Here is a 24,079-nt window from a genome sequence, read left to right as displayed (position 1 = left end):
CGCGACGACAGGGACACTCGTCGGTGTCCCGCCGTTTGGCGTACGCCGTCATCAGCGTGGTGTTCGTCAACTACCTCGGCAACGCGTTCATCTACGTCCTGGAGGCCGGCGCCACGCCCGCGCGGATCGCCGGCTCGCTCGCCTGCCTGGTCGCGATCGGCTACCTGCAGCTGGGGGTGTTCTCCCGGCCGGGCACCGGCCTGCGGTCTCCCAGGGCGTACCTGGCGCTGGGCGGGCTGGCGCTGCTGGTGTTCGTGCCGGTGCCGTTCTTCCCCACCGCCTGGGGCGGTATGCCCGGCTTCCTCGCGGGCAGCTCGCTGCTGGTGCTGCGCGGCCGCGTGCGGTGGGTCGTGTTCGCCGCGGTGGCGCTGGCCAACCCCGCGACCAAGCTCGGGTACGGCATCCCGCCCGGCGTGCTGGCCTACTACGTGGCGTCCTCCGCGACCGCGGGCCTGGCCGTCTACGGCCTGTCGCGGTTGCCCTCGCTGGTGGGGCAGCTCGAGGCCGCCCGCTCCGGGCTCGCCGACCTCGCGGTGGCGCAGGAGAGGCTGGGGTTCGCCCGTGACGTGCAGGACCTGCTCGGCGTCAGCCTCGCCGCGATCACGATGAAGGCGGGCCTGGCCCGCGGGATGATCGGTGAGCACACCGGCAGGGCGTTGCGGGAGCTCACGCGGATCCTCGGCATCTCCCGCAAGGCCCTGGCGGACGTGCGCGCGGTGGCGTCGAGCTACCGCGAGCTGTCGCTGGCCGACGAGATCGACTCGGCGCGGTCCGTGCTGACGGCGGCGGGCGTCGCGACCACGATCGAGGTGGAGGACGGCGACCTGTCCCCCGGGACGCGGACCGCGCTCGCGAAGGTGCTGCGCGAGGGCGTCACGACCCTCCTGCGGCACAGCCGGCCGACCCGCTGCTCGATCACCGTCCGCAACACCGGCCGGCTCGTGTCGATCGACGTCGTCCACGACGGCGCACCCGCCGAGGTCTCTGCGGACGGCACGTTCCGGCTGCACGCCGAGGTGCCGGTCTTCCCGGCGGAACCACCGCGGCTCTCCGGTCCCCCGATCGCCACGCGGTTGCTGCTCACGGCGGTGGTGATCGGGTACGCCGTCATGGCGACGCTGCTGGCGTCGTACGACCTGACGACCGGTCTCGGCGAGCTCGCTGTCTGCGCGGCGAGTGGTGTGGTGATCGCGGCCCTGGTGCTGGGCGTCGTGAGCCGCCCGCGCGTCCGGCCGGTGCCCGGTCACGCGGCACTCGCCGGGATCGCCGTCTGCGTGTACGTCCCGCAGTTCGCGTTCCAGGACCCCTTCCTGGGCGGTGTCCCCGGCTTCCTCGCGGGTTCCGCGCTGCTGGTCCTGCCCCGGTGGCCCGGCTGGGCCGCGTTCGCCGCCGTCGTCGCGGGGCAGGGCGTCCTGCAGGCCGTGTGGGGCTTCCCGTCGACCGACGTCGTGTGGGGCGTGATGGCGGCGATGAACCACGGGCTCGTGCTGTACGCGCTGACCAGGTTGCTGTCGATGGTGAGCGAGCTGCAGGATGCGCGCGAGGAGCTCGCGACGGCGGCGGTGACGCGGGAACGGCTGCGGTTCGCCCGCGACCTGCACGACCTGCTCGGCTACAGCCTGTCCGCGATCACGTTGAAGAGCGAGCTCGCGCACCGGCTGGCCACCGTCGACCCCGGCCGGGCACGCCGGGAGCTCACCGAGGTCCTGGAGATCTCCCGGCAGGCACTCGCGGACGTCCGCTCGGTGGCCCTGAGCTACCGCGAGCTCTCGTTCGACGAGGAGACCCGGTCCGCGCAGGCGTTGCTGTCCGCGGCCGACATCGAGGTGACGGTCCGGATCGAGACCTGTGACGAGTTGCCCACGGAGGTGAAGGTGACGCTCGCGACCGTGCTGCGCGAAGGCGTCACGAACCTCCTGCGGCACAGCAAGGCCGAACACTGCGAGATCGCGCTTTCCGCCTCCGCGCACCTCGTCACGATGGACATCACCAACGACGGGATCCCCGCCGCTGAACGGAAATCCCGCGACGGCAGCGGAATCGGCAACCTCACCGTGCGCGTCCGGGACCTCGGCGGCGACCTGCACGCCGGGCTCACGCCCGAGCACACCTACCGGCTGCGCGCCGAGATCCCGCTGGCCGTCACAGCATCTCGATGACCGCGCAACCCCAGCTGTACCCGGCGCCCACGCCGAACATCACGATCCGCTGACCGGACTTCGCCTTGCCGGTCTGCACGAGGTGGTCGAAGCTCGCGAACTGGTCGCCGGCGCCGAGGTGCCCGACCGTGCGGCTCCACGCCCACGTCGTGCGCTCCGGCTCGATGTCGTACGGGCGCAGGTAGTTCACGTCCAGCCGGCGGCGGCCGAAGTGCGGCAGGATGATCCAGTCCGCGTCACCGATCTTCATGTCGGCGTCGGACAGCGCCTGCTCGACGGCGAGCGCCTGGCCCGCGTTGGCCTTGTTGATGCCGTAGGAGAGCCCGAACTCGCGGCTGAACGTGTGCTTGGCCTCCTCGAAGTCCACCGGGATGCGGTGCGAGAACGGCGCGAGGCCGAACGGCACGTCGCCGCGGTGCAGCGGCTCCAGGTCGGAATCCGCATTGATGGCCAGCGAAAGCAGTTTCGCGTAACCGCCGCGAGTGGACAGCACGAGAGCCGACGCGCCGTCGCCGTAGGGCGTTCCGGGGTCGGTCCTCCAGCGGTCGATCCCTGGCAGGCAGAAGCGGTCCGAGGACGTGAGGAGGGCGTCCCTGCCGGGACGGGCGATCAGGTAGGACACCGCGAGGTCCATCGCGGCCAGGCCGCCGTTGGACATCTGCCGGATCTCCAGCGCCAGGCACGAGTTCCGCACCGTCTCGCGCTGGATGTAGGAACCGACCGGCCACAGGTCCTGGCCCTGGTGGTAAGTGGTGGCGTGCAGGATCAGGTCGACGTCGTCGGGCGCGGATCCCGCCCGTGCCAACGCGACCCGTGCCGCCTCGACCGCCATCTCGGCCGCCGACTCGTGCGGGGACACGGACACGGACTCGACGTCCGTCCGCGCGACGAGCTTCGGCTCGCAGTCCCCCGACGCGATCGCGTCCGCGACGTTCAGCGTCGAGGGCAGGCGCACGCCGCTGCCGTTGACGAAAACATCCTTCACTCGCACCGCGGTCAGACCTCCTTCAGCGCGCGTGCCACGCGCACGACGCGTTCCGCCTGGATCTGGGCCGCCTGCAACGCGATCTCGTCGACCGGCACGTTGCCCGCGCCCAGGACGTGAGAGGTGCCGTAGGGATTCAGGTCTCCTCCCGGCGGCACGATGATCCCGCCGAAGTGGCAGACCATGTTGTAGATCGACACGAGAGTGGTCTCCATGCCCCCGTGCAGGCTGCCGCCGGAGGTGAAGGCGCTGTACACCTTGTCGGCGAGCAGGCCGCTGAACCAGGCGGGCCCCAGCGTGTCGATGAACTGCTTGAGCTGCGCGGACACGTTGCCGAAGCGGGTCGGCGTGCCGAAGACGACGGCGTCGGCCCACAGCACGTCGTCGACCGAGGCGACCGGGACGTCCGCGGTCTCCTCCAGGTGCGCCGCCCAGGCAGGCCTGGACCGCCACGCCGCCTCGGGCGCCAGCTCCGCAGCCCGTACCAGCCGCACCTCGGCGCCGTGCTTCTCGGCCGTCTCGGAGATCTCCGTGGCGATCCGGTGAATCGTTCCCGTCGAGGAGTAGTACACGACTGTCACGTTGACGCTGCGTTCCATGACGCATCCCTTCGCGAGGCAGCTCGGTTCACCCTTGCCGGGCCACCTTGATGTGGCGTGGAGCGCGACATGAACGTTGGGAGATATGGTGTCGCGCGGAGGGGCGCGATGATCAGGGTTCTGCTCGCGGAGGACATGCACATGGTGCGCGGTGCTCTCATCGCGCTGCTCAACCTCGAACCGGACATCGAGGTCGTGGCCGAGGTGAGCTCGGGCGACAAGATCGTGCCGGCGGCGCGCCAGCACGGTCCCGACGTCTGCGTGATCGACATCGACCTGCCGATCCTCGACGGGCTGAGTGCCGCGACGACGATCCGCGAGACGATGCCGCAGATCAGGACGTTGATGCTGACGTCGCTCGGCCGTCCGGGGACGTTGCGCAGGGCGCTGGCGGCCCGCGTGGACGGGTTCCTGCTCAAGGACGCGCCGCCGACGGAGCTCGCCGACGCGATCCGCCGGGTCGCCGCCGGCGAACGGGTCGTGGACAGCCAGCTCGCCCTGGCCGCGTGGGACCGCGGCGAGTGCCCGCTGACCGACCGCGAGCTGGAGGTCCTCCGGCTCGCGGCGAACGGCTCCGACGCACCTGACATCGCTGTCGCGCTGTCGCTTTCGGTCGGTACCGTCCGCAACTACACGACGACGATCATGACCAAGCTCAACGGGCGCAACCGGGTGGACGCCATCCGCATCGCCGAGGAAGCCGGCTGGTTGTAGCCCGGCTTCCCGCGTCGCGGACGGCATCGGTCAGGCCGCCTTCTGCTGGCTGGCGCGCAGGTCGAAGCCCGGCTGGGCGACGATCTCCGGGGTGAGCGAGTTGCCGCCCTCCAGGATCCGGCGCCCCATCAGGAAGTCGATCGGCCGGTTGTAGGCCTCGATTCCAATCAACCTGTCATTTTTGAAGCAGAACACCGAGAACCGGCCCTCGGCCGGGTCGCCGACGGTGACCGTGCGGTCGTGGCCGTTGGTGAGACCCGCGGTCTGCAGCTTCACGTCGTACTGGTCGCTCCAGAACCACGGCAGGGCGGTGTAGGGCTCCGCGCTGCCCATGATGGCCGCCGCGACCGTGGTGCCCTGGTCCGTGGCGTTCTGCACCGATTCAAGGCGGATCAGGCCGCCGGCGTGCGTGCTGGCGAACCGCGCGCAGTCGCCGACCGCGTAGACGCGCGGGTCGGCCGTGCCGAGGTGGGCGTCGACGACGATGCCGTTGTCGACGGTGAGCCCGGCGCGCTGGGCGACCTCGGTGTTCGGGATGACGCCGATGCCCGCGACCACGAGGTCCGCGACGAGCACCGTGCCGTCCGTCAGTTCCACCAGGCCCTCCCTGACCGCGGCGACGCCCGTTCCGGTGAGGATCTGGACGCCTTCGCTGCGGTGGCGGCTGACGAGGTGCTGGGCCGTCTCCGCGGACACCGCCCGTTGCATCACCTGCGGCTGCGCCTCGACGACGGTCACCTCGTGGCGCAGTTTCCGGACCACGGCGGCGAATTCGAGGCCGATGAACCCGCCGCCGATGACGACGACGTCGAGCCCGATCTGGCCGTCGAGCCGCTGCCGGATGGCGTCCGCGTCGGCGACCGTGCGCAGGTTCAGCACGTGCTCGGCGCCGGGGATGGGCAACGGCCGCGGCCGCGCGCCCGTCGCGAACACCAGGTGGTCGTAGCTGACCGTCCGGGCACAACCCAGCACGGCGACCCGCGCCTGGCGGTCGACCCCGATCACCCGCTCGTTGCGCACGAGCTTGATGCCGTGGTCCTCGTAGTAGGAGTCCTGCCTGAGCACCAGCCCGGCGAGGTCGGTCTCCCCCGCCAGGTAGGCCTTGGTGAGCGGTGGCCGCTGGTACGGCGCCGCCTGCTCGTCACCGATGAGCGTGATGGGGCCGCGGTGTCCCTGTTCGCGCAGGGACACCGCGACCTGGCAGCCCGCCTGCCCGGCCCCGACGACGACTACCGACTCGCCGCGCATGTCAGTAGTTGCCCAGCCCGCCGCAGACGTTGAGCGCCTGTGCGGTGATCGAGGACGCGGTGTCCGTCGTCAGGTACGTCACGAGACCGGCGACCTCTTCCGGCGTGCTGTACCGACCCAGCGGGATCTTGGCGTTGAACTTCTCGAGGACCTCTTCCTCGGTGACACCCCAGTGGTTCGCGTACCCCTGGCGCACCCGGCCGGCCATCGGCGTCTCGACGTAGCCGGGGCACACCGCGTTGACGGTGATGCCGGACTTCGCGAGCTCGATGCCGACGGCCTTGGTGAAGCCGACGACCCCGTGCTTGGACGCCGAGTAGGGCGCGGCGAACACCACGCCCTGCTTGCCGCCGGTGGAGGCGATGTTGATGATCCGGCCCCAGGACTGCTCGACCATCTTGCCGGTCGACAGCACCTCCTTGGTGAACCGGAAGACACCGTTGAGGTTGGTGTCGATGACGTCCAGCCAGAGGTCCTCGTCCAGCTCGGCGGTGATGCCGCCGCCACCGCGCCCGGCGTTGTTCACGAGGATCTCGATGGGCCCGAAGACCTCGACGGCCTTCTGGACCGCGGTGCGGATGTCCTCTGTGGACGTCACGTCGGACGCCGCACCGTCCGCCTCGATGCCCTCTTCACGCAGCTGCTTCACCGTGGTCTGGACGTTCTCGGCGTTGCGGGCCACGACGAAGACCGCGTGCCCCTCCTTGCCGAGGCTGCGCGCGACCTCGAGACCGATTCCACTGGTGGCGCCCGTGACCAGGGCGACCCGTCGCTGGCTCATGCTTCTTCTCTCCCTCAGAGTTGCTTCTCAGGCATGTGCACGACGAGCCCGTCCTGCTCCTCGGTCACGGGGATCTGGCAGCTCAGCCGGCTGTTCTCCTTGCGCTCACAGGCCGTGAAGTACAGGAGCTCGTCCTCGACCTGGTGCATCTGCGACAGCGGCTTGGTGTTCTCGGGGTCGACGTACACATGGCACGTTCCGCACGAGGCGCCACCGCCGCACTGGGCGACGATTCCCTTGATGCCGTTGAGAACCGCGCCGCGCATCACGGTGTCGTCCTGGGCAACGTCGACGACGGTCTCAACCCCGTCGTGCGCTACGTAAGTGATCTTTGGCATGGCAGTTCTCCCACGGATCTGCGGCTCGCCGGACGAGGTTCACCTTGAACGCCTGCGCTTTGCACGTGGTGGAGACCACCTTGAGCGTCGTGCCCGTGCTGCTCCGCTGGCATTCGAGCCCGCCTTGCGACTCTGCGGTGTCGGCGTACACCCACACGCGGAGGTTCCACCGTGCCCCTCAAGGAGTTCTACGACCAGCAGGTGAACTGGTCACCGCCGTTCGAGGACGGCCTTGAACGCGCGACGGTCGTCGTGCCACGCGACTATTCCGACCCGGACGGTCCGAAGCTCACCATCGCCGTCGCCCGCCTGAAGGCGACGGACCAGTCGAAGCGGCGTGGCGTCCTGCTGGCCGTCAACGGCGGGCCCGGCGGCGACGGTGGCGACGGCCTCGGGCTGATCAAGCGCCTCGGCAAGCGGGTGCGCACCGCCTACGACCTCATCGGGTTCGACCCGCGCGGCTACGGCGAGTCCACCAAGCTGTACAGCGAGGTGACGATTCCCAAGGCGCCCTTCGACTCCCGGCCGCCGGACTCCTTGTTCGACCAGCTGGCCGAGGACATGCGCCTGCGCGAGCTCGGCTGCCAGAAGGGCGGCGGTGAGCTGCGCCCGCACATCACGACGCGCAACACCGCGCGTGACATGGACCTGATCCGCGTCGTGCTGGGCGAGGAGAAGATCTCGTTCGTCGGGTACGCGTACGGCACGTACGTCGGCGCCGTCTACGGCACGATGTTCCCGGAGAACCTCGACCGCACGGTCCTCGACTCGTGCATCAATCCACAGTGGACGTGGCGCGAGCAGTTCGTCACACAGGCCGAGGCGGTCTACCGCAACGTCGCGCTGTGGGCGGAGTGGACCGCGGAGCGCGACGGGCACTTCCACCTCGGCAGCACCTCCGACGCCGTCATCGCCGAGATCGAGGCCGTCGTCGAGAAGCTCGAGGAGGGCGACCAGATCCAGCTCCGCACGCTGTTCGACGGCGCGGTCGGCACGCGGTCGACGGACCGGGCCCAGTGGGACTCGCTGGGCTACCTCATCGGCGACCTCCGCACCACGTTGCAGGACGCCAACTACGACAAGGCGCGTTCGCTGATCGTCGGGCAGGGCACGTGGCGGCCGCAGGACTCCGAGGGCGACCTGCGGGTCGGCGTGCTGGAGGCCATCACGCTGGAGACCTACTGGCCGCAGGACCTGGAGGTCTACTACGCCGACGTCCGCAAGCACCGCGCCCAGCACCCGTACGGCTACGGCGTGCTGCGGGCCCAGCCGTGGGTCGGCGCGTTCCGGACATTCGAGAGCCTGGAGCCGCCGACGAAGCTCGCGCAGCCGGGGTACCCCAAGGGGCTCGTGGTGCAGGCGGACGGCGACCCGATGGACCGCGTCGAGGGCGGCATCGAGCTGGCCGCGCTGCTGGACCACCCGCTCGTCCTCATCGAGGACTCCGGCGACCACGAGGTGTACGGGTTGGCGGGCAACGAGGTTCTCGACTCGCTGGTCGACGACTACCTCGTCGACGGTGTGCTGCCCGCGAGCAAGCACACCAGGGTTCCCGGGCACGTGCAGCGCCCGAACATCCCGAAGGACTAAGAGCAGCAACGCAAAGGGGGCCCCGCACCGAAGTGCGGGGCCCTTTTCGTGGATCTCAGTCCTCCGCGGGGAGGTCCCAGGTGACCGGCAGCTCCCAGAGGCCGTAGATCACGGCGCCCTCCTTGCGCGGGATCTCCAGGAACGGCTTGGCGAGCCGCAGCGACGGGATGCGCTGGAACAGCGTCGACCACACGAGCTGCATCTCCAGGCGCGCGAGGTCGGCACCGATGCAGTGGTGCAGGCCGTGCCCGAACCCGAGGTGCTTGCGGGTGCCGCGCTCCAGGATCAGCTTCTCCGGCTCCGGGAAGATCTCCGGGTCGCGGTTGCCGTTGAGGCCCAGGCACAGGATGCCGTCGCCGGCCTTGATGGTCTTGCCGCCGATCTCGATGTCCTCCAGCGCGACGCGCGGGATGGCGGTGTCACCGATGGTCGCGAGGCGCACGAGCTCCTCGACGGCGGGCTCGATCATGCCCTCCGGGTCGTCCAGCAGCAGCTTGAGCTGGTCGGGGTTCTCCAGCAGCGCGGCGGTGCCGAGCGACAGCATCGAGGCCGTGGTCTCGTGGCCGCCGTTCATCAGCAGGCGGATCATGTTGAACAGGTCGCGGCGCGTGTACTCCTCGCCGGACGCGGCGTACTCGGCCATCGCGCGGCTGAGCAGGTCCTCGCCGGGCTCCTGCTCCTTCTGCGTGATCAGCTTGTCGACGTAGGCGTTCACCTCGACGATCGCGGCCTGGCGCTGCTCGGGCGTCGAGTGGCCGCCGAGCAGACACGTGCCGTGCTCGATGAAGAAGTCGTGCTCGTCCTGCGGGATGCCGAGCAGCTCGCAGATGACCGTCATCGGCACGGCGAGCGAGAACTCGCGGTGGAAGTCGATCGGCGGCGTCATCGTGAGGATCTTGTCGATGTACTCGTCGACGATCTCCTGGATGCGCGGGCGCAGACGCTTCACCTGGCGGTTGGTGAACGTCACCGCCGCCTTGCGCCGGGTCTTGGTGTGCTCCGGGTTGTCGTAGCCGATGAACGACGTCTCGGTGCGGAACTCCGGCGGCGCGATGAAGTAGAACGGGAAGTTGTCGTGCTTGCGCGACGCGCTGATCCGCGGGTCCGTCAGGAGCTGCTTGATCGTGTGGTAGCCGCTGATCGTCCAGATCCGCAGACCGGAGCCGGTCAGCGTCACCTCGACGACGTCCTCCTCGGCCATCTGCGTGTACTGCGCGGGCGGCGTGAACGGGCATGTGCGCTTGTACGGGAACGTGTCCACACCTGGCTCGGTGGCGCTGCTGGTCATCTGGGTCTTCCTCCTAGTCGAGAAGTTGGCTCACGCCAGGTCAGCGCCGCCATCGAGCGTGATGACTTGACCGGTGACCCACGAGCTCGCGGGCTCGGCGAAGCGGGTGATCCACGGAACGACGTCGTCGACCTCGCCGGTGCGTCCCAGCGGCGTCTGCGAGGCCTGGAAGCCGAAGTAGCCCTCGACCTCCTCGGGGCTCAAACCGTTGGCCGCGTAGACCTCCGTGCGCACCGCGGCAGGGGCGACCGCGTTGACGCGGATGCCCTGCGGGGCCAGTTCGAGGGCCCAGCTGCGCACGAGGCTGTCCACGGCCGCCTTGCTGGCGCCGTACACGCCGCCGCCCGGCACCGCGATGTGCCCGGCGTTGCTGGAGACGAACACGATGCTGCCGCCGGGCGAAGTCAGCTGCGGCAGCAGCTTGGCGGTCAGCACCAGCGGGCCGACCAGGTTGGTCTCCAGCACGTCGCGCGCGGTGGCGAGGTCGAAACCGGCGACCGGCGTGAAGCGGAAGATGCCGGCGTTGTGCACCAGCACGTCCACCTTGCCGCCGCCCAGTTTCACGGCGTCGGCGACCTTCTGCGCGCCTTCGTCCGTCGTCACGTCCGCGACGACGGCGGTGATCGCGGGGTGCAGGGCGACGACCTCGGTCAGCCGGCTCTCGCGACGACCTGTGATGATCACGTTCGCGGCGCCGAGGTCGGCGAACGCCAGCGCCGCCGCGCGGCCGATGCCGGTTCCCCCACCCGTCACGACGACCTGCTGTCCGGCAAATGGTGCGTCCGACATGACGCCTCCAGCTTCTTTCCACTCGGTAGGGCAGTCTGGGACAACCCTGCTCGGTGAACCTTGAGTCCAGGTCTAGCTGGGGCGGAAACCCTGGGGAGCATGGGAATTCTCGCGGTGGGCAGGTGGCGCGCACGGGTCGGCAGACCCGGCGGCCACACGGAGAGCGAATTCGAGTTCGCCCGTGACGGCACGGCGATGCTGGTCGTGGGCGGCAGGGGATCCGGAACGTGGACCCAGACGGGGCCTGACACGTTCAGCTACCGGATCGACGAAGAACTGACCGAGGCACCGGGCACGATCGAGATCGCGCAGGACGCCGTGCTGCGCGGCGACGAGTTCGTCAGCAACGGCAACGCGGTGGTGCGCCTCGCGAACGGGACGACAGCACGCGAGGCCGCGATCCGGATCACGGCACAAAGGCTCGGATGACCTCGAAGGGGGCGCCAGGAAAGGCGCCCCCTTCTACAACACGCGCGTCAGGAGAACTTGACCGTCACGTTGCCGGTGTACTTGCCCGCCAGCAGCGACAGCAGCGCCTGCGGCGCGGTCTTGACCCCGCCCTCGTCGACGATCGTGTGCGGGAAGACGAACTTGCCCTCCTGCAACCACTGTCCGAAGTGGACCACCCAGTCCTGGATCTGCTCCGGCAGGTGGTAGCAGGCGAACGGGCGGATCTCCAGGTGCTTCGTGATCGCCGTCATCAGGTCGATCCGCGGGTGCTCGGCCGTGCCGTCGTTCTGGTTGGCGAGCGCGCCGCACAACGCGAAGCGGGCGTGCGGGCGGGCCGCCTGGATCGCGGCCTCGAACTGCTCGCCGCCCACGTTGTCGAAGAACACGCTGATGCCGTCGGGAGCGAGCTCGCGCAGCCGGTCGGCCACGGGGCCGTCCTTGTAGTTGAACGCGGCGTCGAACCCGAGCTCGTTGACGAGCCAGTCGACCTTCTCCTGGCTGCCGGCCGAGCCGATCACCTTGGCGCCACGGGCCTTCGCGATCTGCCCGGCGAGCGACCCGACGCCACCGGCGGCACCGGTGACGAACACGACGTCACCCTCGCCCGCCTGTGCGATGGTCGCCATGCCGTAGTAGGCCGTCGGCCCCTGCGACAGGAAGTAGACCGGCGAGGGCACGTAGTGCGGGTTCTGCTTGATGAACTGCTGCGCCGGTCCGGACCAGTACTCCTGCCACGGCCCGAACGACTGCACCAGGTCCCCGACCTCCAGGTCGGGGCTGTTCGACTTGACCACGGTGCCCACACCACCGGCACCGGCCGGCTCGCCGACCTTCCACGGCGGCACACCGGGGATCTGGCAGTCGGACCTCATGAACTCCTTGAAGGCGGCGGCCACCGACACGTAGTCGACGCGCACCAACACCTCGCCGTCGCCGGGCTCGGGGACGGCCACCTCGACGACGTCGAAGTGCTCGAGGGTCAGGTCGTTCTCGACGTGCTTGGCGAGCCTGACCTCCCACTGCTTCTCGGGGATGCTCATGGCTCTCCTTCTATCTATCCCCAGGTGACGGGGAGGGTGACGAGTGAGTGGTTGATTTCGCCCTGGTGCCACGACAGGTCCTCGTAGGGCACCGCGAGCCGGAGGTCCGGGAAACGGCGGGTCAGACCTTCGATGGCGATCGCCATCTCCATGCGCCCCAGCTGCTTGCCGAGGCAGTAGTGCACGCCGTGCCCGAACGCGATGTGCGGGTTCGAGGCGCGGTCGATGTCGAGCTGCTGCGGGTTCTCGAAGACGTCCTCGTCGCGGTTCGCCGACGACAGCACGAAGAACACCGCGTCACCCTTGGCGATCTTCTGCCCGCCGAGCTCCAGGTCCTCCGCCGCGATGCGGTGGAAACCCGTGGTGTCGGTGGCGAAGAGGTTGACGTGCCGCAGGAGTTCCTCGACGGCCGCGGGGATCAGCGACGGGTCGGCGACGAGCCGCCGCCACGTGTCCGGGTGGTCGTGCAGCAACGCCAGCACGGAGTTGGAGATCTGGTTCGCGGCGGTGTCGAAGCCGGCGCCGATGAGGGTGAACGCGAACGTCACCAGTTCCTGCTCGCTCAGCTTGTCGTCGTTGTCCCGCGCGGAGATCAGGTCGGACAGCATGTCCTGGCCGGGCTTCTCGCGCTTCTGCGCGATCAGGCCCATGACGTACCCGGCGAGCCGCCCGAACGCCCGCATCGGCGCCTCGGGGTCGTTCTCGTCGAACGTCGCGAACGCCCGCGCGTCGGTCTCGAAGATCTTCAGGTCCTCGGTCGGCACGCCGAGCAGATCGCCGATGATCGTGAGCGGCAGCGGGACGCACAGCGCTTCGACGAGGTTGACCGGCGCGCCCTTGAGCTCGATGGCGTCGAGCAGTTCGTCGGCCACCTTCTGCACGCCCGCGCGCATGGCCTCGACCTTGCGGACGGTGAACGCGCCCATGACCAGCTTGCGCAGGCGCGAGTGCTCGGAGCCGTCCAGCGAGATGATCATCTCGGGGGTGGTGGTCATGGCGCCGCCGACCTGGGGAGCACCCTCGACGCACGTCAACGCGCGGCTCAGCCTGGAGTCGGCGAGCCCGGCGCGGACGTCCTCGTACTTGGTGATCACCCAGGTCGGCGTGCCGGAATTGGTAGGCACCTTGGCCACCGGGCACTCGGCCCGCAGCCGGTCGTACTTGGGGTCCGGGCCGCGGTAGGAGGAGCCGGTGAACGGGAACTCCTCGTCCAGTTCAAGGGGCTGCACGCAGAACACCTCCGGGGTAACTTCGGCCTGGCCTCGCGCCGAACCTTGCTACGCGGACCTCGAAGGCGGCTCGAAACCTGGATGTCGACCGGGATTTGAGCCCTCGTACCTACCTTCGCGCCATGGACACTGCACTCGTGCCGTTCCGGGTCGAGGTTCCCGACTCCGAACTGGCGGACCTCACCCGGCGGCTGGCAGCGACCAGGTGGCCGGACGCGGAGACCGTGGACGACTGGTCGCAGGGCATGCCGCTGGCCTATGCCAAGGAACTGGCCGAGTACTGGGGAAGCGTCTACGACTGGCGCGCCACCGAGGCGCGGTTGAACGCCATCCCCCAGTTCAAGACCGAGATCGACGGCGTCGGCATCCACTTCCTGCACGCGAGGTCGCCGCACCCCGACGCGAAGCCGTTGCTCCTCACGCACGGCTGGCCCGGTTCGGTCGCGGAGTTCCTCGACGTCATCGAGCCGCTGACCAACCCGCCGGACCCGGCCGACGCCTTCCACGTCGTCGCGCCCTCGTTGCCCGGCTACGGTTTCAGCGACAAGCCGACCGGAACCGGCTGGACGCTGGAACGCATCGCCCAGTCGTTCGTCACGCTGATGGGCCGCATCGGCTACGACAGGTTCTACGCGCACGGCAACGACTGGGGCTCGTTCATCACGGGCATCCTCGGCCACATCGCGCCGGACCACGTCGAGGCGATCCACCTCGTCATGCCGTTCGCTGCGGCACCCGAGGCGGAAGTCCAGCTGACGCAGGAGGACTACAAGGGTCTCGGTGCGCTCAAGGAGTTCGCCGCCAAGGAGTCCGCGTACGCGGCGGTGATGAACACCAAGCCGCAGTCGCTGGCTTACGGGCTGACCGACTCGCCCGTCGGCCAGCTGGGCTGGGCCGGCGAGAAGTACTGGTCGTGGAGCGACCACGACGGCGACGCGGAGAAGATCATCTCCCGTGACCGGATCCTCGACATGGTCTCGGTGTGCTGGTTCACCGCCACGGCCGCGTCGTCGGGCCGGTTGTACTGGGAGAGCTACAACAAGTCGCCCCTGACCCAGGTCGGCGTGCCGACGGGATTCTCGGTGTTCCCCGCCGACGCGCGCATGCCCAAGGTGTGGGCCGAGCACCGGTTCACCGATCTGCGCTACTGGAAGGAGATGCCGTCCGGCGGCCACTTCCCCGCGCTGGAGAACCCCGTCGTCCTCGTCGAGGAGCTGCGGACGTTCTTCCGGATGGTGCGCTGATGACGGCCACTCTCGACAGGCCGGGCACGAAGCTCGGCCTGGTGCTGGCCGTGTGCTGCCTGGCGCAGTTCATGAACGTGCTCGACGCGTCGGTCATGAACGTCGCGCTCCCCTCGATCTTCGAGGAGCTGCACTTCGAGCGGCACGACCTGCAGTGGGTCAACAGCGCGTACACGATCGCGGTGTGCGGCTTCCTGCTGCTGGGCGGCCGGCTCGCCGACCTCTTCGGGCAGCGCCGGGTGTTCCTCTTCGGTGCCGCCCTGTTCACGGTCGCGAGCGCGGTCGGTGGCATGGCGACCTCGCCCGGTGCCCTGATCGCGGCCCGCGGGTTCCAGGGCCTGGGCGCCGCGGTGATGGCACCGGCGTCGCTGACGGTGCTCGGCACCACGTTCCGCGATCCCACCGCCCGCGCGAAGGCCTTCGGCTGGTGGAGTGCGGTGTCCGGCACGGGCGGGGCGGTCGGCGTGCTGCTCGGCGGCATCGTCACCGAGTCGCTCGGCTGGCGCTGGGTGCTGCTGATCAACGTGCCGCTCGGCATCGCGCTGGTGGCCATGATCCGCGGCGCCGTGCCGGAGACCCCGAGCAACGGCGGGCGCAAGGCCCTCGACGTGCCCGGCGCGTTCACCGTGACGCTCGGCCTGATGGCGCTGGTCTACGGCATCGCGCAGTCGCACGAGCTCGGCTGGGGTTCCTGGCAGGTCGCCGGTTCGCTGACGCTGGCGCTGGTCCTGTTCGCCGTCTTCCTGCGCCAGCAGACGGTGTCCGACCACCCGCTGATGCCGCTCGGCATCTTCCGCAACCGCGCGGTGACGGCGACGAACATCGTGGCGTTCTTCGCGATCGCGGCCCTGTTCAGCACCTTCTACTTCCTGACCCTGGTGCTGCAGCAGGTGATGGGCTTCAGCGCGCTCCAGACCGGCCTCGGGTACCTGCCGTTGTCGATCGGCATCGCGCTGGGCGGGTTCGGCGTGGCGCGGATCGTGCCGAAGATCGGCCCGCGGCCGGTGCTGATCGGCGGCCTGCTCACGGCGACCGTCGGCCTGCTGTGGGTGTCCACAGCGGACGAGACGTCGACGTTCCTGGGCTCGATCCTGGTGCCGACCACGTTGCTGGGGCTGGGAATGGGCGCGGTGCTCAACGCGACCACGAACGCCGCCACGTCCGGTGTGCCGCGCGAGCAGGCGGGCCTCGCGTCCGGTCTGCTCAACACGATCCGCCAGATGGGCAGCGCGATCGGCCTGGTCGTCCTCGCGACGATGTCGTCGGCCCGCGCGGACTCCCTGCTGGCTCAGGGCGAACCGCTGCGGCACTCGCTCGGGTCCGGCTACGGGCTCGCGTTGCTCGGCGCCGCCGCCTTCACGTTCTGCGGCGCGCTGGCCGCGCTCGCCGTGCCCCGCAAGAAGTAGTCCGCACAGCGAAAAGGCCCCCGGTCGTCCCGGGGGCCTTTTCGCGTTTCAGAAACCCTTGCCGTGCAGGTCGACCGGCAGCGCGACGAGCCGGTGGTTCATGTCGGCCTTCTGCCACTCCAAGTCCTCCTCGGCGACGGCGAGCCGCGCGGCCGGGAAGCGCCGGGTCAGTTCCTCGAACGCCGTGGTCAGCTCGATGCGGGCGAGCGGAGCACCGAGGCACCGGTGGATCCCGTACCCGAACGCGAGGTGCGCGTTGTCGGTCCGCGCGAAGTCGAGCGCGTCGGGGTCGGTGAACAGCGTCTCGTCCCGGTTCGCCGAGTTGGTCGACACGAACACCGCGTCGCCCTTGGGGATCGTGACCCCGAACAGCGTCACGTCCTCCGTCGCGATCCGCGGCAGGCCGGTCGTGTCGTTGGTGGACAACGTGATCCAGCGCAGCAGTTCCTCGACCGCCGCCGGCACCTCGTCCGGCCGCTCCCCCAGCCGCACCCAGACGTCGCGGTGGTGCCCCAGCAGCGTCAAGACCGAGCTGGCCAGGTGACACGCCGTGGAGTCGCCGCCGGCGCCCAGCAACGTGTATCCGAGTCCGATGAGTTCGCCGACCTCCAGCCTGTCGTCACCGATCCGCGCCTCGGTCAGCGCCGACAGCACGTCGTCGCCGGGCGCGGCCATCTTCCCGAACACCAGCCCGGCCATGAACTCGCCGAGCTGCTCGCCCGCCGCGGCCGCCAGTTCCGGCGCGTCGACGGCGGCGAACTCGCGGATCAGCCGTGCGAACGTGTCGCGGTCGCCGGCGGGCACACCCAACAGGTCGCTGATCGCGATGATGGCCAGGGGGAACGTGAACTCGCCGAGCAGGTCGACCGGCCCTTCCAGGGCTGCCTCGTCCGCTCGGTCGAGCAACTCTGTCACGAGCTGCTGGATTCTCGGTCGCATGGACTCGATCCGGTCGGCCGAGAACGCCTGCGAGGCGAGGTCGCGCAGCCGGGTGTGCGCGGGCGGGTCGAGCGAGATGATCATTCCGGGCGGCGCCTGGAACAGTCCTGGGAAGGTCGGCGCCGTCGGTTCGTAAGACGCCGCACGGGAGAACCGGACGTCGTCGAGCACGACGCGGACCGAGTCCTGGGTCGTGGCGATCCAGCAGTGACCGCCGCCGTTCGCGGGCAGGCGCACGACAGGACTCGACGCGCGGAACCCGGCGAACTCCGGCGCCGGACCGCGGTAGCTGGATCCGGGAACGGGAAAGGAAACCACCGTGCGCTCCTCGCGACTCTGGGGATTGTTTCCGCAGGTTAGGAGCCTTGGCCTGAAGCCCGATCTAGTGCCGTTCGAGTGACCGGGTGAACGCTGAGCGTGATCGGCCATCCAGGCGAACCACCCAGTACGGGAGATCCACATGACCATCCTCGTCACGGGGGCGCGCGGCAACGTCGGCCGCCGCGTGCTTCAGCGGCTTTACGCGGCGGGTCACAGCCTCCGCGCGTCCGGCCGAAATCCCGCGGAACTCGACGTCCCAGAAGGTGTGGAGACCGTCGCGCTCGACCTCAACGACCCGGAGACGTTCGTCGCGGCCCTCGCCGGTGTCTCCAAGGTGCTGCTCTACGCGGAGCCGGACGGCATCGTGAAGTTCCTGGACGAGGCCGAGAAGGCCGGCGTCGAGCAGATCGTGCTGCTGTCGTCGAACACCGTGGGCCTGCCGGGTGCCGACCAGGACCCGCTGGCACACCACCACCTGCTCGTCGAGGAGGCGGTGGCCGGCTCCGGGCTGAACTACACGATCCTGCGGCCCGGCGCTTTCATGAGCAACGCGTTCGGCTGGAGCTACTCGCTGCAGCAGGGCGACACGATCGACCAGGTCTTCCCCGAAGCGCAGGTGGCCCCTGTGCACGAGGACGACATCGCCGACGTGGCCGTGGTCGCGTTGACGGAGAAGAAGCTGCAGGACGAGATCGTCGACCTCACCGGTCCCGAGTCGCTGACGTTCCGCCAGGAGCTGGAGATCGTCGGCGAGGTGCTCGGGCGCAAGCTCGTGATCAACGGGCTGACGCGCGAGGAGGGCGAGGCGCAGATGAGCAACTTCGTGCCGCCGCCCGTGCTGACCTCGCTGCTCAACCAGTGGGAGGCCGCGGTCGGTGTCGTCGCGGACACCAGCGCCACGGCCGAGCGGATCACCGGCAAGCCGGCCCGCACGTTCCGCCAGTGGGTGGAAGAGCACGCCTCGTACCTGGCGTGACGTGCACAGTCGCGGAGTCGGGACGAGGGCGGCGGACCCGTCCCGACTCCGTCCGCGCGCGAGCTACCCGCGAGCCATCGTGAACGTGATGTTCGAGGTGCCCAGGTTCGTGCCGTCCGCGAGGAAGAACGTGGACGGGCCGGAGCTGGTGAAGTTGTCCGGTCCACTTTGGACGGCGTCCTGGTCGAAGTCGACGTAGGCGAAGTAGGCGCCGTTCTCGTCGTAGACCTTCTCCCCGCGGAACTTGTAGTGGAACGTGTTGACGCCGGTCGGCCACCAGGTGCCCTGCGTGGTCGTGTTCTGCTCGTTGGTGACGAACACCTTGCCGTTGGCCTTGAACTGAAGCTTGGTCGGGTGGTCACCGTCCGTCCGGGTCACGTGGCCGGTCCAGTTGCCGACCGGTGTGCAGGTCGCGTGCGCCGCGGTCGCCGTGCCCGACAAAGCAAGCAGGACCACGGCTGTGATGGCTCCTGTTCGTGCGAGGAAGGTCGAACGTTTCGGAGTGAACGTCTGCATCTGTGTGGCTCCCGATCCGGTTGCGTGCGACGGACGCGCGCTACCGTGGACGATCGCCCTCGGCTCAAACTCCAGAACGGCTCGAAAGCGCGGGTTTCCGTTGCGGCTAAAGCTCATCTCGACTCGGGTAACGCAAAATTTTCGTTACTCATGAGCTGACAGGGAGGACGCCGTGGCCGAACGCGAGACAGAGCTCTGCGATCTGTTCGGGGAGGTGCTCGGGGTACCGGGGATCGAGCCTGACGACCACTTCTTCGATCTGGGAGGCCATTCGCTGCTTGCGTCGAAGCTGGTCAAGCAGGTCCACGAGCGGTACGGCGTCCGCGTCCCGTTGCGCAGCTTCTACGAGGACCCGACGGCGCGCGCCGTCGCCAAGCAGCTGGACCAGGCAGCCTAGGAGTTCGAGATGCGATGGAATGACCTGTACATCGCCGGTGTGGGCACATATCTGCCCGAGCAGGTCGAGACGGTGGACGACGCCATCGCGGCCGGCCGGTACACAGAAGAGAAGAAGGCCATGAACGGCTATCGGGAGCTGCGGGTCGCCGCCCCCGGTGAGACCGGTCCCGTCATGGCCGCGAAGGCCGGTCTGGAAGCGGTGGAGCGCTCCGGCCTGAGCCCGCTCGACTTCGGCCTGACCGTGCACGCCTCCCTGTCCCACCAAGGACTGGACCTGTGGACGCCGGCGAGCTACGTGCAGGCCAACACGGTCGGCGGCACCGGCCCCGCCTTCGAGGTGAAGCAGGGCTGCAACGGCTTCATGGCCGCGGTGGACCTGGCTGCCTCCTACCTCTCCTCGCACCGGGACCTGCCGGCGGCGCTGGTGACCGCGGGCGATGCGTTCCACCTGCCCTACTTCGACCGGTGGGCCTCGGAGGAGCAGAACGTCAACGGCGACGGCGCGGGGGCGTTCGTCCTGTCGAACCGTTCCGGCTTCGCCCGCATCCGCTCGATCCACTCGCACGCCGACTCGACGCTCGAGCAGATGTCGCGCGGCTACCAGGAGTGGACCACGGGACCGTTCGCGGACGGCAAGACCCTGCAGCTCAACAGCGGCGTCGAGGACTTCCTCCAGAACGCCGACGTCGACCTCGACGACATGATCGCGCGCATCGGCGGCGGAGTGCGGCACTCGCTCAAGATGGCGCTGTACGAGGCGGAGATCGAACTCGCCGACGCGCGCTTCTTCCTGCACCAGCAGCTCGCGGAGACCATCGTCACGCACGGCATCTGCGGACTCCTGGGCGTCGACCGCAGCTCCACCACCTACGACTGGGCCAAGCAGTACAGCATGGTCGGCACCGCGGACATCGCCCTCGGGCTGGACCACGTGCTGGCCGAACGCGACCCGCAGCCCGGCGACCTGATCGTCCTGCAGTCCTCCGGCGCGGGGTACGTGTGGACCGCGGCCGTGATCGAGATCCTCGAAGTTCCCTCCTGGGTCTAGCGAAACGCGAAAGGGGCGGGCTCCTCGCGAGCCCGCCCCTTTCGCATGGGGTCAGATGTAGAGCGACTTCGAGTTCCAGTCCGGTTCCGGCAGCGCCTTGCGATCGGTCTTGCCGTTGTTCGTGATCGGCAGTTCGTCCACGACGACGAACCCGGCCGGCACCATGTGTTCGGGCATGGCCGCGCGCATGTGGGCCTTCAGCGCTCGCTTGTCCAGCTCCTCGCCGGACTTCACGACCCACGCGATCAGCCTGCGGTCACCGCTGGGGTGCGCGCGGAGGCTGACCGCGGCCGTGCGGACCTGCGGGTGCTCGGTCAGCGCGTTCTCGACCTCGCCCGGTTCGATCCGGAACCCGCGGAGCTTGAACTGGTCGTCGATCCGGCCCAGGAACTCCACGACGCCGTCGGCGCGCTTTCGCGCCTGGTCGCCGGTGCGGTAGTAACGCTCGCCGTTCCAGCTGCCGCGCACGAACTTCTCGTCCGTGAGGTCCGGCCGCTTCCAGTAGCCGCGCGCCACCTGCGCGCCGCCGATCCACAACTCACCCGCCGTGCCCGCCGGTGCGGGCTTGCCCTCCGCGTCGACGACCACGACCTCGACGTTCTGCAGTGGCATGCCGATCGGCACGGCGCCGCCCAGGTCCTCCTCCGCGCCGATGCGGTGGCAGGTGGCGAACGTCGTGGTCTCAGTGGGCCCGTAGCCGTTGACGATCTGCAGCTCCGGCACGGCTTCGCGCAGCTGCCGCACGTGCGCGACGGACACGACGTCCCCGCCGGTCATCACGGTGTGCAGGCCCTTGAACGCGGCCACGTCGACGTCGATCTGCCGGTGGAACAGCGCCGCGGTCAGCCACAGGACGCTGACCTCGTGGGAGCGCAACAGGTCGCCGAGCTCCTCCGCCTGCACCACGCCGGGCGGGGCGAGCACGACGCGGGCGCCGTTGAGCAGCGCGCCCCAGATCTCGAACGTGGCGGCGTCGAACGCGACCGGCGCGAGCTGCAGGATCCGGTCCTCCGGCGTGATGTCGACGTAGTTCGCGCCGGTGACGAGGTTCGTGATGTTGCGGTGCTCGACCATCACCGACTTCGGCCTGCCCGTGGACCCCGAGGTGTACATGAGGTAGGCGAGGTCCTCCGGCGCGACCGCCGGAAGCTCCACAGTGGACCGGCCGGCGGAGGGTGGCACCCTGATCGTCGTGAAGCCGGCGAAGAACTGGCCGATCACCAGCGACACGTCGGCGTCCGCCAGCATCATCGAGACCCGTGACTCGGGGTCCTCCGGGTCGATCGGCACGTACGCCGCGCCGGCCTTGAGCACTCCCAGCAGAGCCACGACGAGCTGCGGGGACCGTTCCAGGCACACCGCCACCCGGTCACCGGGCCGCACCCCGGACTCGACGAGCTCGCCGGCCAGGGCGTCCGACCACCTGTCCAGCTCGGCGTAGCTCAGGGACCCCTGTTCCGCGGACAGCGCCACCGCTTCAGGCGTTCTGGCCGCCCGGCAGCGGAACGCGTCGGTCACCGTTGCAGACATGCGCCAGCTCCTCTCATTTCGCCCATCCTCCGCAACCCGCCTCGAAGCCAGCTCGGGTCACAACTGGCGCTACAGGGGTGCTTGAGCTGCCCGAACAACACTCAGCGCGTCCGCTGCCCACCTCACCGGAGGCGCATCCCCCATGAACGTCCGCAAGAAGGCAATCGCCGCCGTGGCCGCCTGCGTGCTGGCCGCCCCCGTCGTCGCCGCCGCTGGTGCCACCGCGAAGCCCGACTACGACACGGCACTCGTCGGCCGCTGGGACCTCACCGTCACCATCCACATCGAGGAACCCCCGCTGCTCACACCACTGTTCTGCGACTTCACCGCCGACTACCAGCTGCACTGCGTGACCAAGCCGGATTACCCCGACCAGCTGGAGGGCCGGGGAATCTGGACCATGGCCAAGGACGGCCAGTTCAGCTTCTGGATCACGCACCACGCCCACCGCGACGCGAACGGCAACCCGGTCGGCTCGATCAACGCGAGCCACCTCGGCAAGATCAGCACCAACAAGAAGAAGTTCAGCACCAAGGCGCACACCTACATCGACATGAACGACGGCACCCCGTGGCAGGGCCCCGTCGACATCGAGGGCGCCGCGTTCCGCATCTGAGCCCGCTACCCCCAGAAGGCCCCTCGCAGTCCGCGAGGGGCCTTCTGACGTACCGGGAACACGCACCGAGGCCCCAGGCGGATCGCCTGGGGCCTCGGGGTTTCCAGCTGGGAGGAACTACGCCTTCGCGGTCTCCTCGGAACCCTCCTCAGAGGCCTCCTCGGCCGGCGCGCCCCACTCCTCCTGCTTCAGCCAGCGAGGCAGGAAGGAGGCGAGCAGCAGTGCCAGGGCGGCGAAGCCGAAGCCGACGTACAGCGTGGTGCGGAACGCGTCCGTGAAGGACTGGCCCGCGGCCTGGTGCGTGTACTTGTCGGCGATCGCCTTGGCCTGCGCGTCGTTCTGGACCGTCGCGCACGCCGCAGCCTCGGGCTTGCCGGCGAACGTGGTGGCGGCACAGGACTGGAAGGCACCCGCGAGCTCGGTGGCCTTGGCGTCGGCGACACCGGCGGCCACCAGTTCCTGGCGGACCTGCGGGGCCAGCGACTCCGCGTTGGTCGCGCCGTTGGATGCCAGCGGAGCGAAGAACGCCAGGGTCACGAGCGAGATGCCGACCGCGAAACCGAGCTGCTGCTTGGTGTTGATCAGGCCGGATGCCGCACCCGCGTCCTCGTGCGGCACCTCCTGCAGCGCGAACAGCGCGATCGGCGTGGCCGTCATGCCGAAGCCGAGGCCGATCAGCAGCAGCCCGGGCACCAGGCCCCAGCTGGTGCTGTCGGGGCTGACCGTCAGCAGCATCACCGCGACACCGATGGCGATCACGACGGCACCGACCTGCAGGACGGCGCGGCCGAACTTCGGCACCAGCGCGATGACCGAGGCCGACGCGGTGATGAACGCACCGATGCAGAACGCCAGCAGCGTGACACCGGTCCGCAGCGGCGAGAAGCCCAGACCCTCCTGCAGGAACAGGTAGAGCGCCAGCATGAACATGCCGGTGAAGCTGAACATGCCCAGCATCAGCGCGAGGGCCGCGGAGAAGCTGCGGGACTTGAACAGGCTCAGCGGCACGAGCGGCATGCCGTCCTTGCGCTGCTTGGCACGCTCGTAGGCGACGAAGCCGATGAAACCGACGACGGAGGCGGCCATCAGCACGAAGCCCCACGCCGGCCAGTCCATCTCACGGCCGAAGGTCAGCGGGAACAGCAGGGCCGTGAGGCTCAGCGTCGCGATGACGACACCGATCAGGTCGAGCCTGATGCGGCTCGGCGCCTTCGACTCGTTGATGTACTTCCAGCCGAGGACGTAGCCGATGATGCCGATCGGGACGTTGACCAGGAAGATCGTCCGCCAGCCCCAGTCGAAGACGTTCGCGGCGACGAGCACGCCACCGACGAGCGGTGCGATCGTGGCCGCGAGACCACCGATGGTGCCCTGGATGGCGAAGACCGCGCCCTTCTCCTTGTCGGGGAAGGTGACGTGGATGATCGACATGACCTGCGGGACCATCAGACCGGCCGCGAGACCCTGCGCGAGGCGGGAGACGACGAGCATCTCCGGGTTGGTGGCGATGCCGCACAGGAACGACGTGACCACGAAGCCGAGCACGCCGAGCTGGAACATCTTGCGACGCCCGTAGATGTCGCCGAGACGGCCGCCGGTGATCAGCGTGAGCGCGAACGCGAACACGTAACCGGCGGTGATCCACTGCAGCTGCACGAAGCTCGCGCCCATGCCGTGCTGGATCGCGGGCAGTGCGACGTTGACGATGCTGCCGTCCAGCATGTCCATGAACGTCGCGACGGTCATGATGATGAACGCGATCCAGCGACGCGGATCGGCCGCCGGCGCGTCAACGACCGGAGCCGCCTGCGCGCCGGCAGTCGCCGACGGCGACTCCAGGTCGTGGTTGGTGTTGGTGGAGGTCACGATTTCTC

The 24,079-nt window shown here is 69.2% G+C and carries 23 protein-coding genes; 10 read left to right on the top strand and 13 right to left on the bottom strand.

All coding sequences use genetic code 11. The features are described from left to right. Window positions 1-23 precede the first annotated feature (23 nt). Window positions 24-2,159 (top strand): histidine kinase, encoded by a 2,136-nt coding sequence (locus AB0M48_RS35535; protein WP_363850290.1) that lies wholly within the window; start codon window positions 24-26, stop codon window positions 2,157-2,159. Here the strand turns inward: AB0M48_RS35535 and AB0M48_RS35530 are convergent. After that, window positions 2,143-3,150, bottom strand: a complete 1,008-nt coding sequence (locus tag AB0M48_RS35530; RefSeq protein ID WP_363850287.1) for a ketoacyl-ACP synthase III family protein — start codon at window positions 3,148-3,150, stop codon at window positions 2,143-2,145. The genes AB0M48_RS35535 and AB0M48_RS35530 overlap by 17 nt on opposite strands. Before the next feature lie 5 nt (window positions 3,151-3,155). After that, window positions 3,156-3,743, bottom strand: coding sequence for an NAD(P)H-dependent oxidoreductase (locus AB0M48_RS35525; RefSeq protein ID WP_266043471.1), 588 nt, complete (start codon window positions 3,741-3,743; stop codon window positions 3,156-3,158). Between the two features lie 108 nt (window positions 3,744-3,851). Between AB0M48_RS35525 and AB0M48_RS35520 the strand changes: the two genes are divergently transcribed. Continuing rightward, complete coding sequence (locus AB0M48_RS35520; RefSeq protein WP_363850283.1) at window positions 3,852-4,457, top strand: response regulator transcription factor; 606 nt, start codon at window positions 3,852-3,854, stop codon at window positions 4,455-4,457. A 30-nt stretch (window positions 4,458-4,487) separates the two neighbouring features. On the opposite strand, the gene AB0M48_RS35515 is transcribed toward AB0M48_RS35520, so the two are convergent. Genes AB0M48_RS35515 through AB0M48_RS35505 form a run of 3 tightly spaced genes read right to left on the bottom strand, consistent with a single transcriptional unit; the run spans window position 4,488 to window position 6,824 of the window. After that, window positions 4,488-5,705, bottom strand: coding sequence for an FAD-dependent oxidoreductase (locus tag AB0M48_RS35515; RefSeq protein WP_363850280.1), 1,218 nt, complete (start codon window positions 5,703-5,705; stop codon window positions 4,488-4,490). Window position 5,706: 1 nt separating this feature from the next. Next, window positions 5,707-6,486, bottom strand: coding sequence for an SDR family NAD(P)-dependent oxidoreductase (locus AB0M48_RS35510; protein WP_363850277.1), 780 nt, complete (start codon window positions 6,484-6,486; stop codon window positions 5,707-5,709). A 14-nt stretch (window positions 6,487-6,500) separates the two neighbouring features. Continuing rightward, window positions 6,501-6,824 (bottom strand): 2Fe-2S iron-sulfur cluster-binding protein, encoded by a 324-nt coding sequence (locus AB0M48_RS35505; RefSeq protein ID WP_030474564.1) that lies wholly within the window; start codon window positions 6,822-6,824, stop codon window positions 6,501-6,503. Between the two features lie 171 nt (window positions 6,825-6,995). Between AB0M48_RS35505 and AB0M48_RS35500 the strand changes: the two genes are divergently transcribed. Beyond that, window positions 6,996-8,414 carry an alpha/beta fold hydrolase gene (locus tag AB0M48_RS35500; RefSeq protein ID WP_363850273.1) on the top strand — a complete coding sequence of 473 codons (1,419 nt, stop codon included), beginning with the start codon at window positions 6,996-6,998 and terminating at the stop codon, window positions 8,412-8,414. Between the two features lie 55 nt (window positions 8,415-8,469). On the opposite strand, the gene AB0M48_RS35495 is transcribed toward AB0M48_RS35500, so the two are convergent. Together AB0M48_RS35495 and AB0M48_RS35490 are read right to left on the bottom strand one after the other, a co-directional pair. Then, on the bottom strand, window positions 8,470-9,702 hold the full coding sequence (locus tag AB0M48_RS35495) for a cytochrome P450 (RefSeq protein WP_363850270.1): 1,233 nt from the start codon (window positions 9,700-9,702) through the stop codon (window positions 8,470-8,472). A 30-nt stretch (window positions 9,703-9,732) separates the two neighbouring features. Then, a complete protein-coding gene (locus AB0M48_RS35490; RefSeq protein WP_266043478.1) occupies window positions 9,733-10,491 on the bottom strand; it encodes an SDR family oxidoreductase in 759 nt (252 codons plus the stop codon). Between the two features lie 99 nt (window positions 10,492-10,590). Here AB0M48_RS35490 and AB0M48_RS35485 point away from each other — a divergent pair, with 99 nt between their 5' ends. Beyond that, a complete protein-coding gene (locus AB0M48_RS35485) occupies window positions 10,591-10,920 on the top strand; it encodes a hypothetical protein (protein ID WP_363850267.1) in 330 nt (109 codons plus the stop codon). Window positions 10,921-10,967: 47 nt separating this feature from the next. Here AB0M48_RS35485 and AB0M48_RS35480 read toward each other — a convergent pair whose 3' ends face one another. Then, window positions 10,968-11,981, bottom strand: coding sequence for an NADP-dependent oxidoreductase (locus AB0M48_RS35480; protein ID WP_319984198.1), 1,014 nt, complete (start codon window positions 11,979-11,981; stop codon window positions 10,968-10,970). 14 nt (window positions 11,982-11,995) lie between these two features. Then, entirely contained in the window at window positions 11,996-13,210 is a 1,215-nt protein-coding gene (locus tag AB0M48_RS35475; RefSeq protein WP_363850264.1) for a cytochrome P450, read from the bottom strand. A 122-nt stretch (window positions 13,211-13,332) separates the two neighbouring features. Here AB0M48_RS35475 and AB0M48_RS35470 point away from each other — a divergent pair, with 122 nt between their 5' ends. Then, on the top strand, window positions 13,333-14,454 hold the full coding sequence (locus tag AB0M48_RS35470; RefSeq protein WP_363850261.1) for an epoxide hydrolase family protein: 1,122 nt from the start codon (window positions 13,333-13,335) through the stop codon (window positions 14,452-14,454). Continuing rightward, a complete protein-coding gene (locus AB0M48_RS35465) occupies window positions 14,454-15,860 on the top strand; it encodes an MFS transporter (protein WP_363850258.1) in 1,407 nt (468 codons plus the stop codon). The genes AB0M48_RS35470 and AB0M48_RS35465 overlap by 1 nt, the downstream gene beginning before the upstream one ends. A gap of 48 nt (window positions 15,861-15,908) precedes the next feature. Here AB0M48_RS35465 and AB0M48_RS35460 read toward each other — a convergent pair whose 3' ends face one another. Then, window positions 15,909-17,117, bottom strand: coding sequence for a cytochrome P450 (locus AB0M48_RS35460; protein ID WP_363850255.1), 1,209 nt, complete (start codon window positions 17,115-17,117; stop codon window positions 15,909-15,911). Between the two features lie 142 nt (window positions 17,118-17,259). On the opposite strand from AB0M48_RS35460, the gene AB0M48_RS35455 reads away from it, so the two are divergent. Beyond that, a complete protein-coding gene (locus AB0M48_RS35455; RefSeq protein ID WP_363850252.1) occupies window positions 17,260-18,096 on the top strand; it encodes an NAD(P)H-binding protein in 837 nt (278 codons plus the stop codon). Between the two features lie 63 nt (window positions 18,097-18,159). On the opposite strand, the gene AB0M48_RS35450 is transcribed toward AB0M48_RS35455, so the two are convergent. Next, window positions 18,160-18,552, bottom strand: coding sequence for a hypothetical protein (locus AB0M48_RS35450; protein ID WP_363850249.1), 393 nt, complete (start codon window positions 18,550-18,552; stop codon window positions 18,160-18,162). A 232-nt stretch (window positions 18,553-18,784) separates the two neighbouring features. Here AB0M48_RS35450 and AB0M48_RS35445 point away from each other — a divergent pair, with 232 nt between their 5' ends. Further along, entirely contained in the window at window positions 18,785-19,009 is a 225-nt protein-coding gene (locus AB0M48_RS35445) for an acyl carrier protein (protein ID WP_090070905.1), read from the top strand. Window positions 19,010-19,018: 9 nt separating this feature from the next. Then, window positions 19,019-20,059: a ketoacyl-ACP synthase III family protein gene (locus AB0M48_RS35440; RefSeq protein ID WP_363850245.1), complete on the top strand. Its 1,041-nt coding sequence runs from the start codon at window positions 19,019-19,021 to the stop codon at window positions 20,057-20,059. Window positions 20,060-20,110: 51 nt separating this feature from the next. Here AB0M48_RS35440 and AB0M48_RS35435 read toward each other — a convergent pair whose 3' ends face one another. Then, complete coding sequence (locus AB0M48_RS35435) at window positions 20,111-21,589, bottom strand: amino acid adenylation domain-containing protein (RefSeq protein ID WP_363850242.1); 1,479 nt, start codon at window positions 21,587-21,589, stop codon at window positions 20,111-20,113. A gap of 142 nt (window positions 21,590-21,731) precedes the next feature. Here AB0M48_RS35435 and AB0M48_RS35430 point away from each other — a divergent pair, with 142 nt between their 5' ends. Then, complete coding sequence (locus AB0M48_RS35430; protein ID WP_363850239.1) at window positions 21,732-22,205, top strand: hypothetical protein; 474 nt, start codon at window positions 21,732-21,734, stop codon at window positions 22,203-22,205. 117 nt (window positions 22,206-22,322) lie between these two features. On the opposite strand, the gene AB0M48_RS35425 is transcribed toward AB0M48_RS35430, so the two are convergent. Beyond that, the gene (locus AB0M48_RS35425; protein WP_363850236.1) at window positions 22,323-24,071 is read right to left on the bottom strand and encodes a DHA2 family efflux MFS transporter permease subunit; all 1,749 of its coding nucleotides are present in this window, start codon (window positions 24,069-24,071) and stop codon (window positions 22,323-22,325) included. Between the last annotated feature and the right edge of the window lie 8 nt (window positions 24,072-24,079).

Origin of the sequence: Lentzea sp. NPDC051208, from assembly GCF_040682435.1 — a bacterium.
In the GTDB taxonomy this organism is placed as follows: Bacteria; Actinomycetota; Actinomycetes; order Mycobacteriales; family Pseudonocardiaceae; genus Lentzea; species Lentzea kristufekii.
The sequence above is the reverse complement of the archived record's forward strand: the minus strand, read 5'-3'. Positions and strand labels throughout refer to the sequence as shown.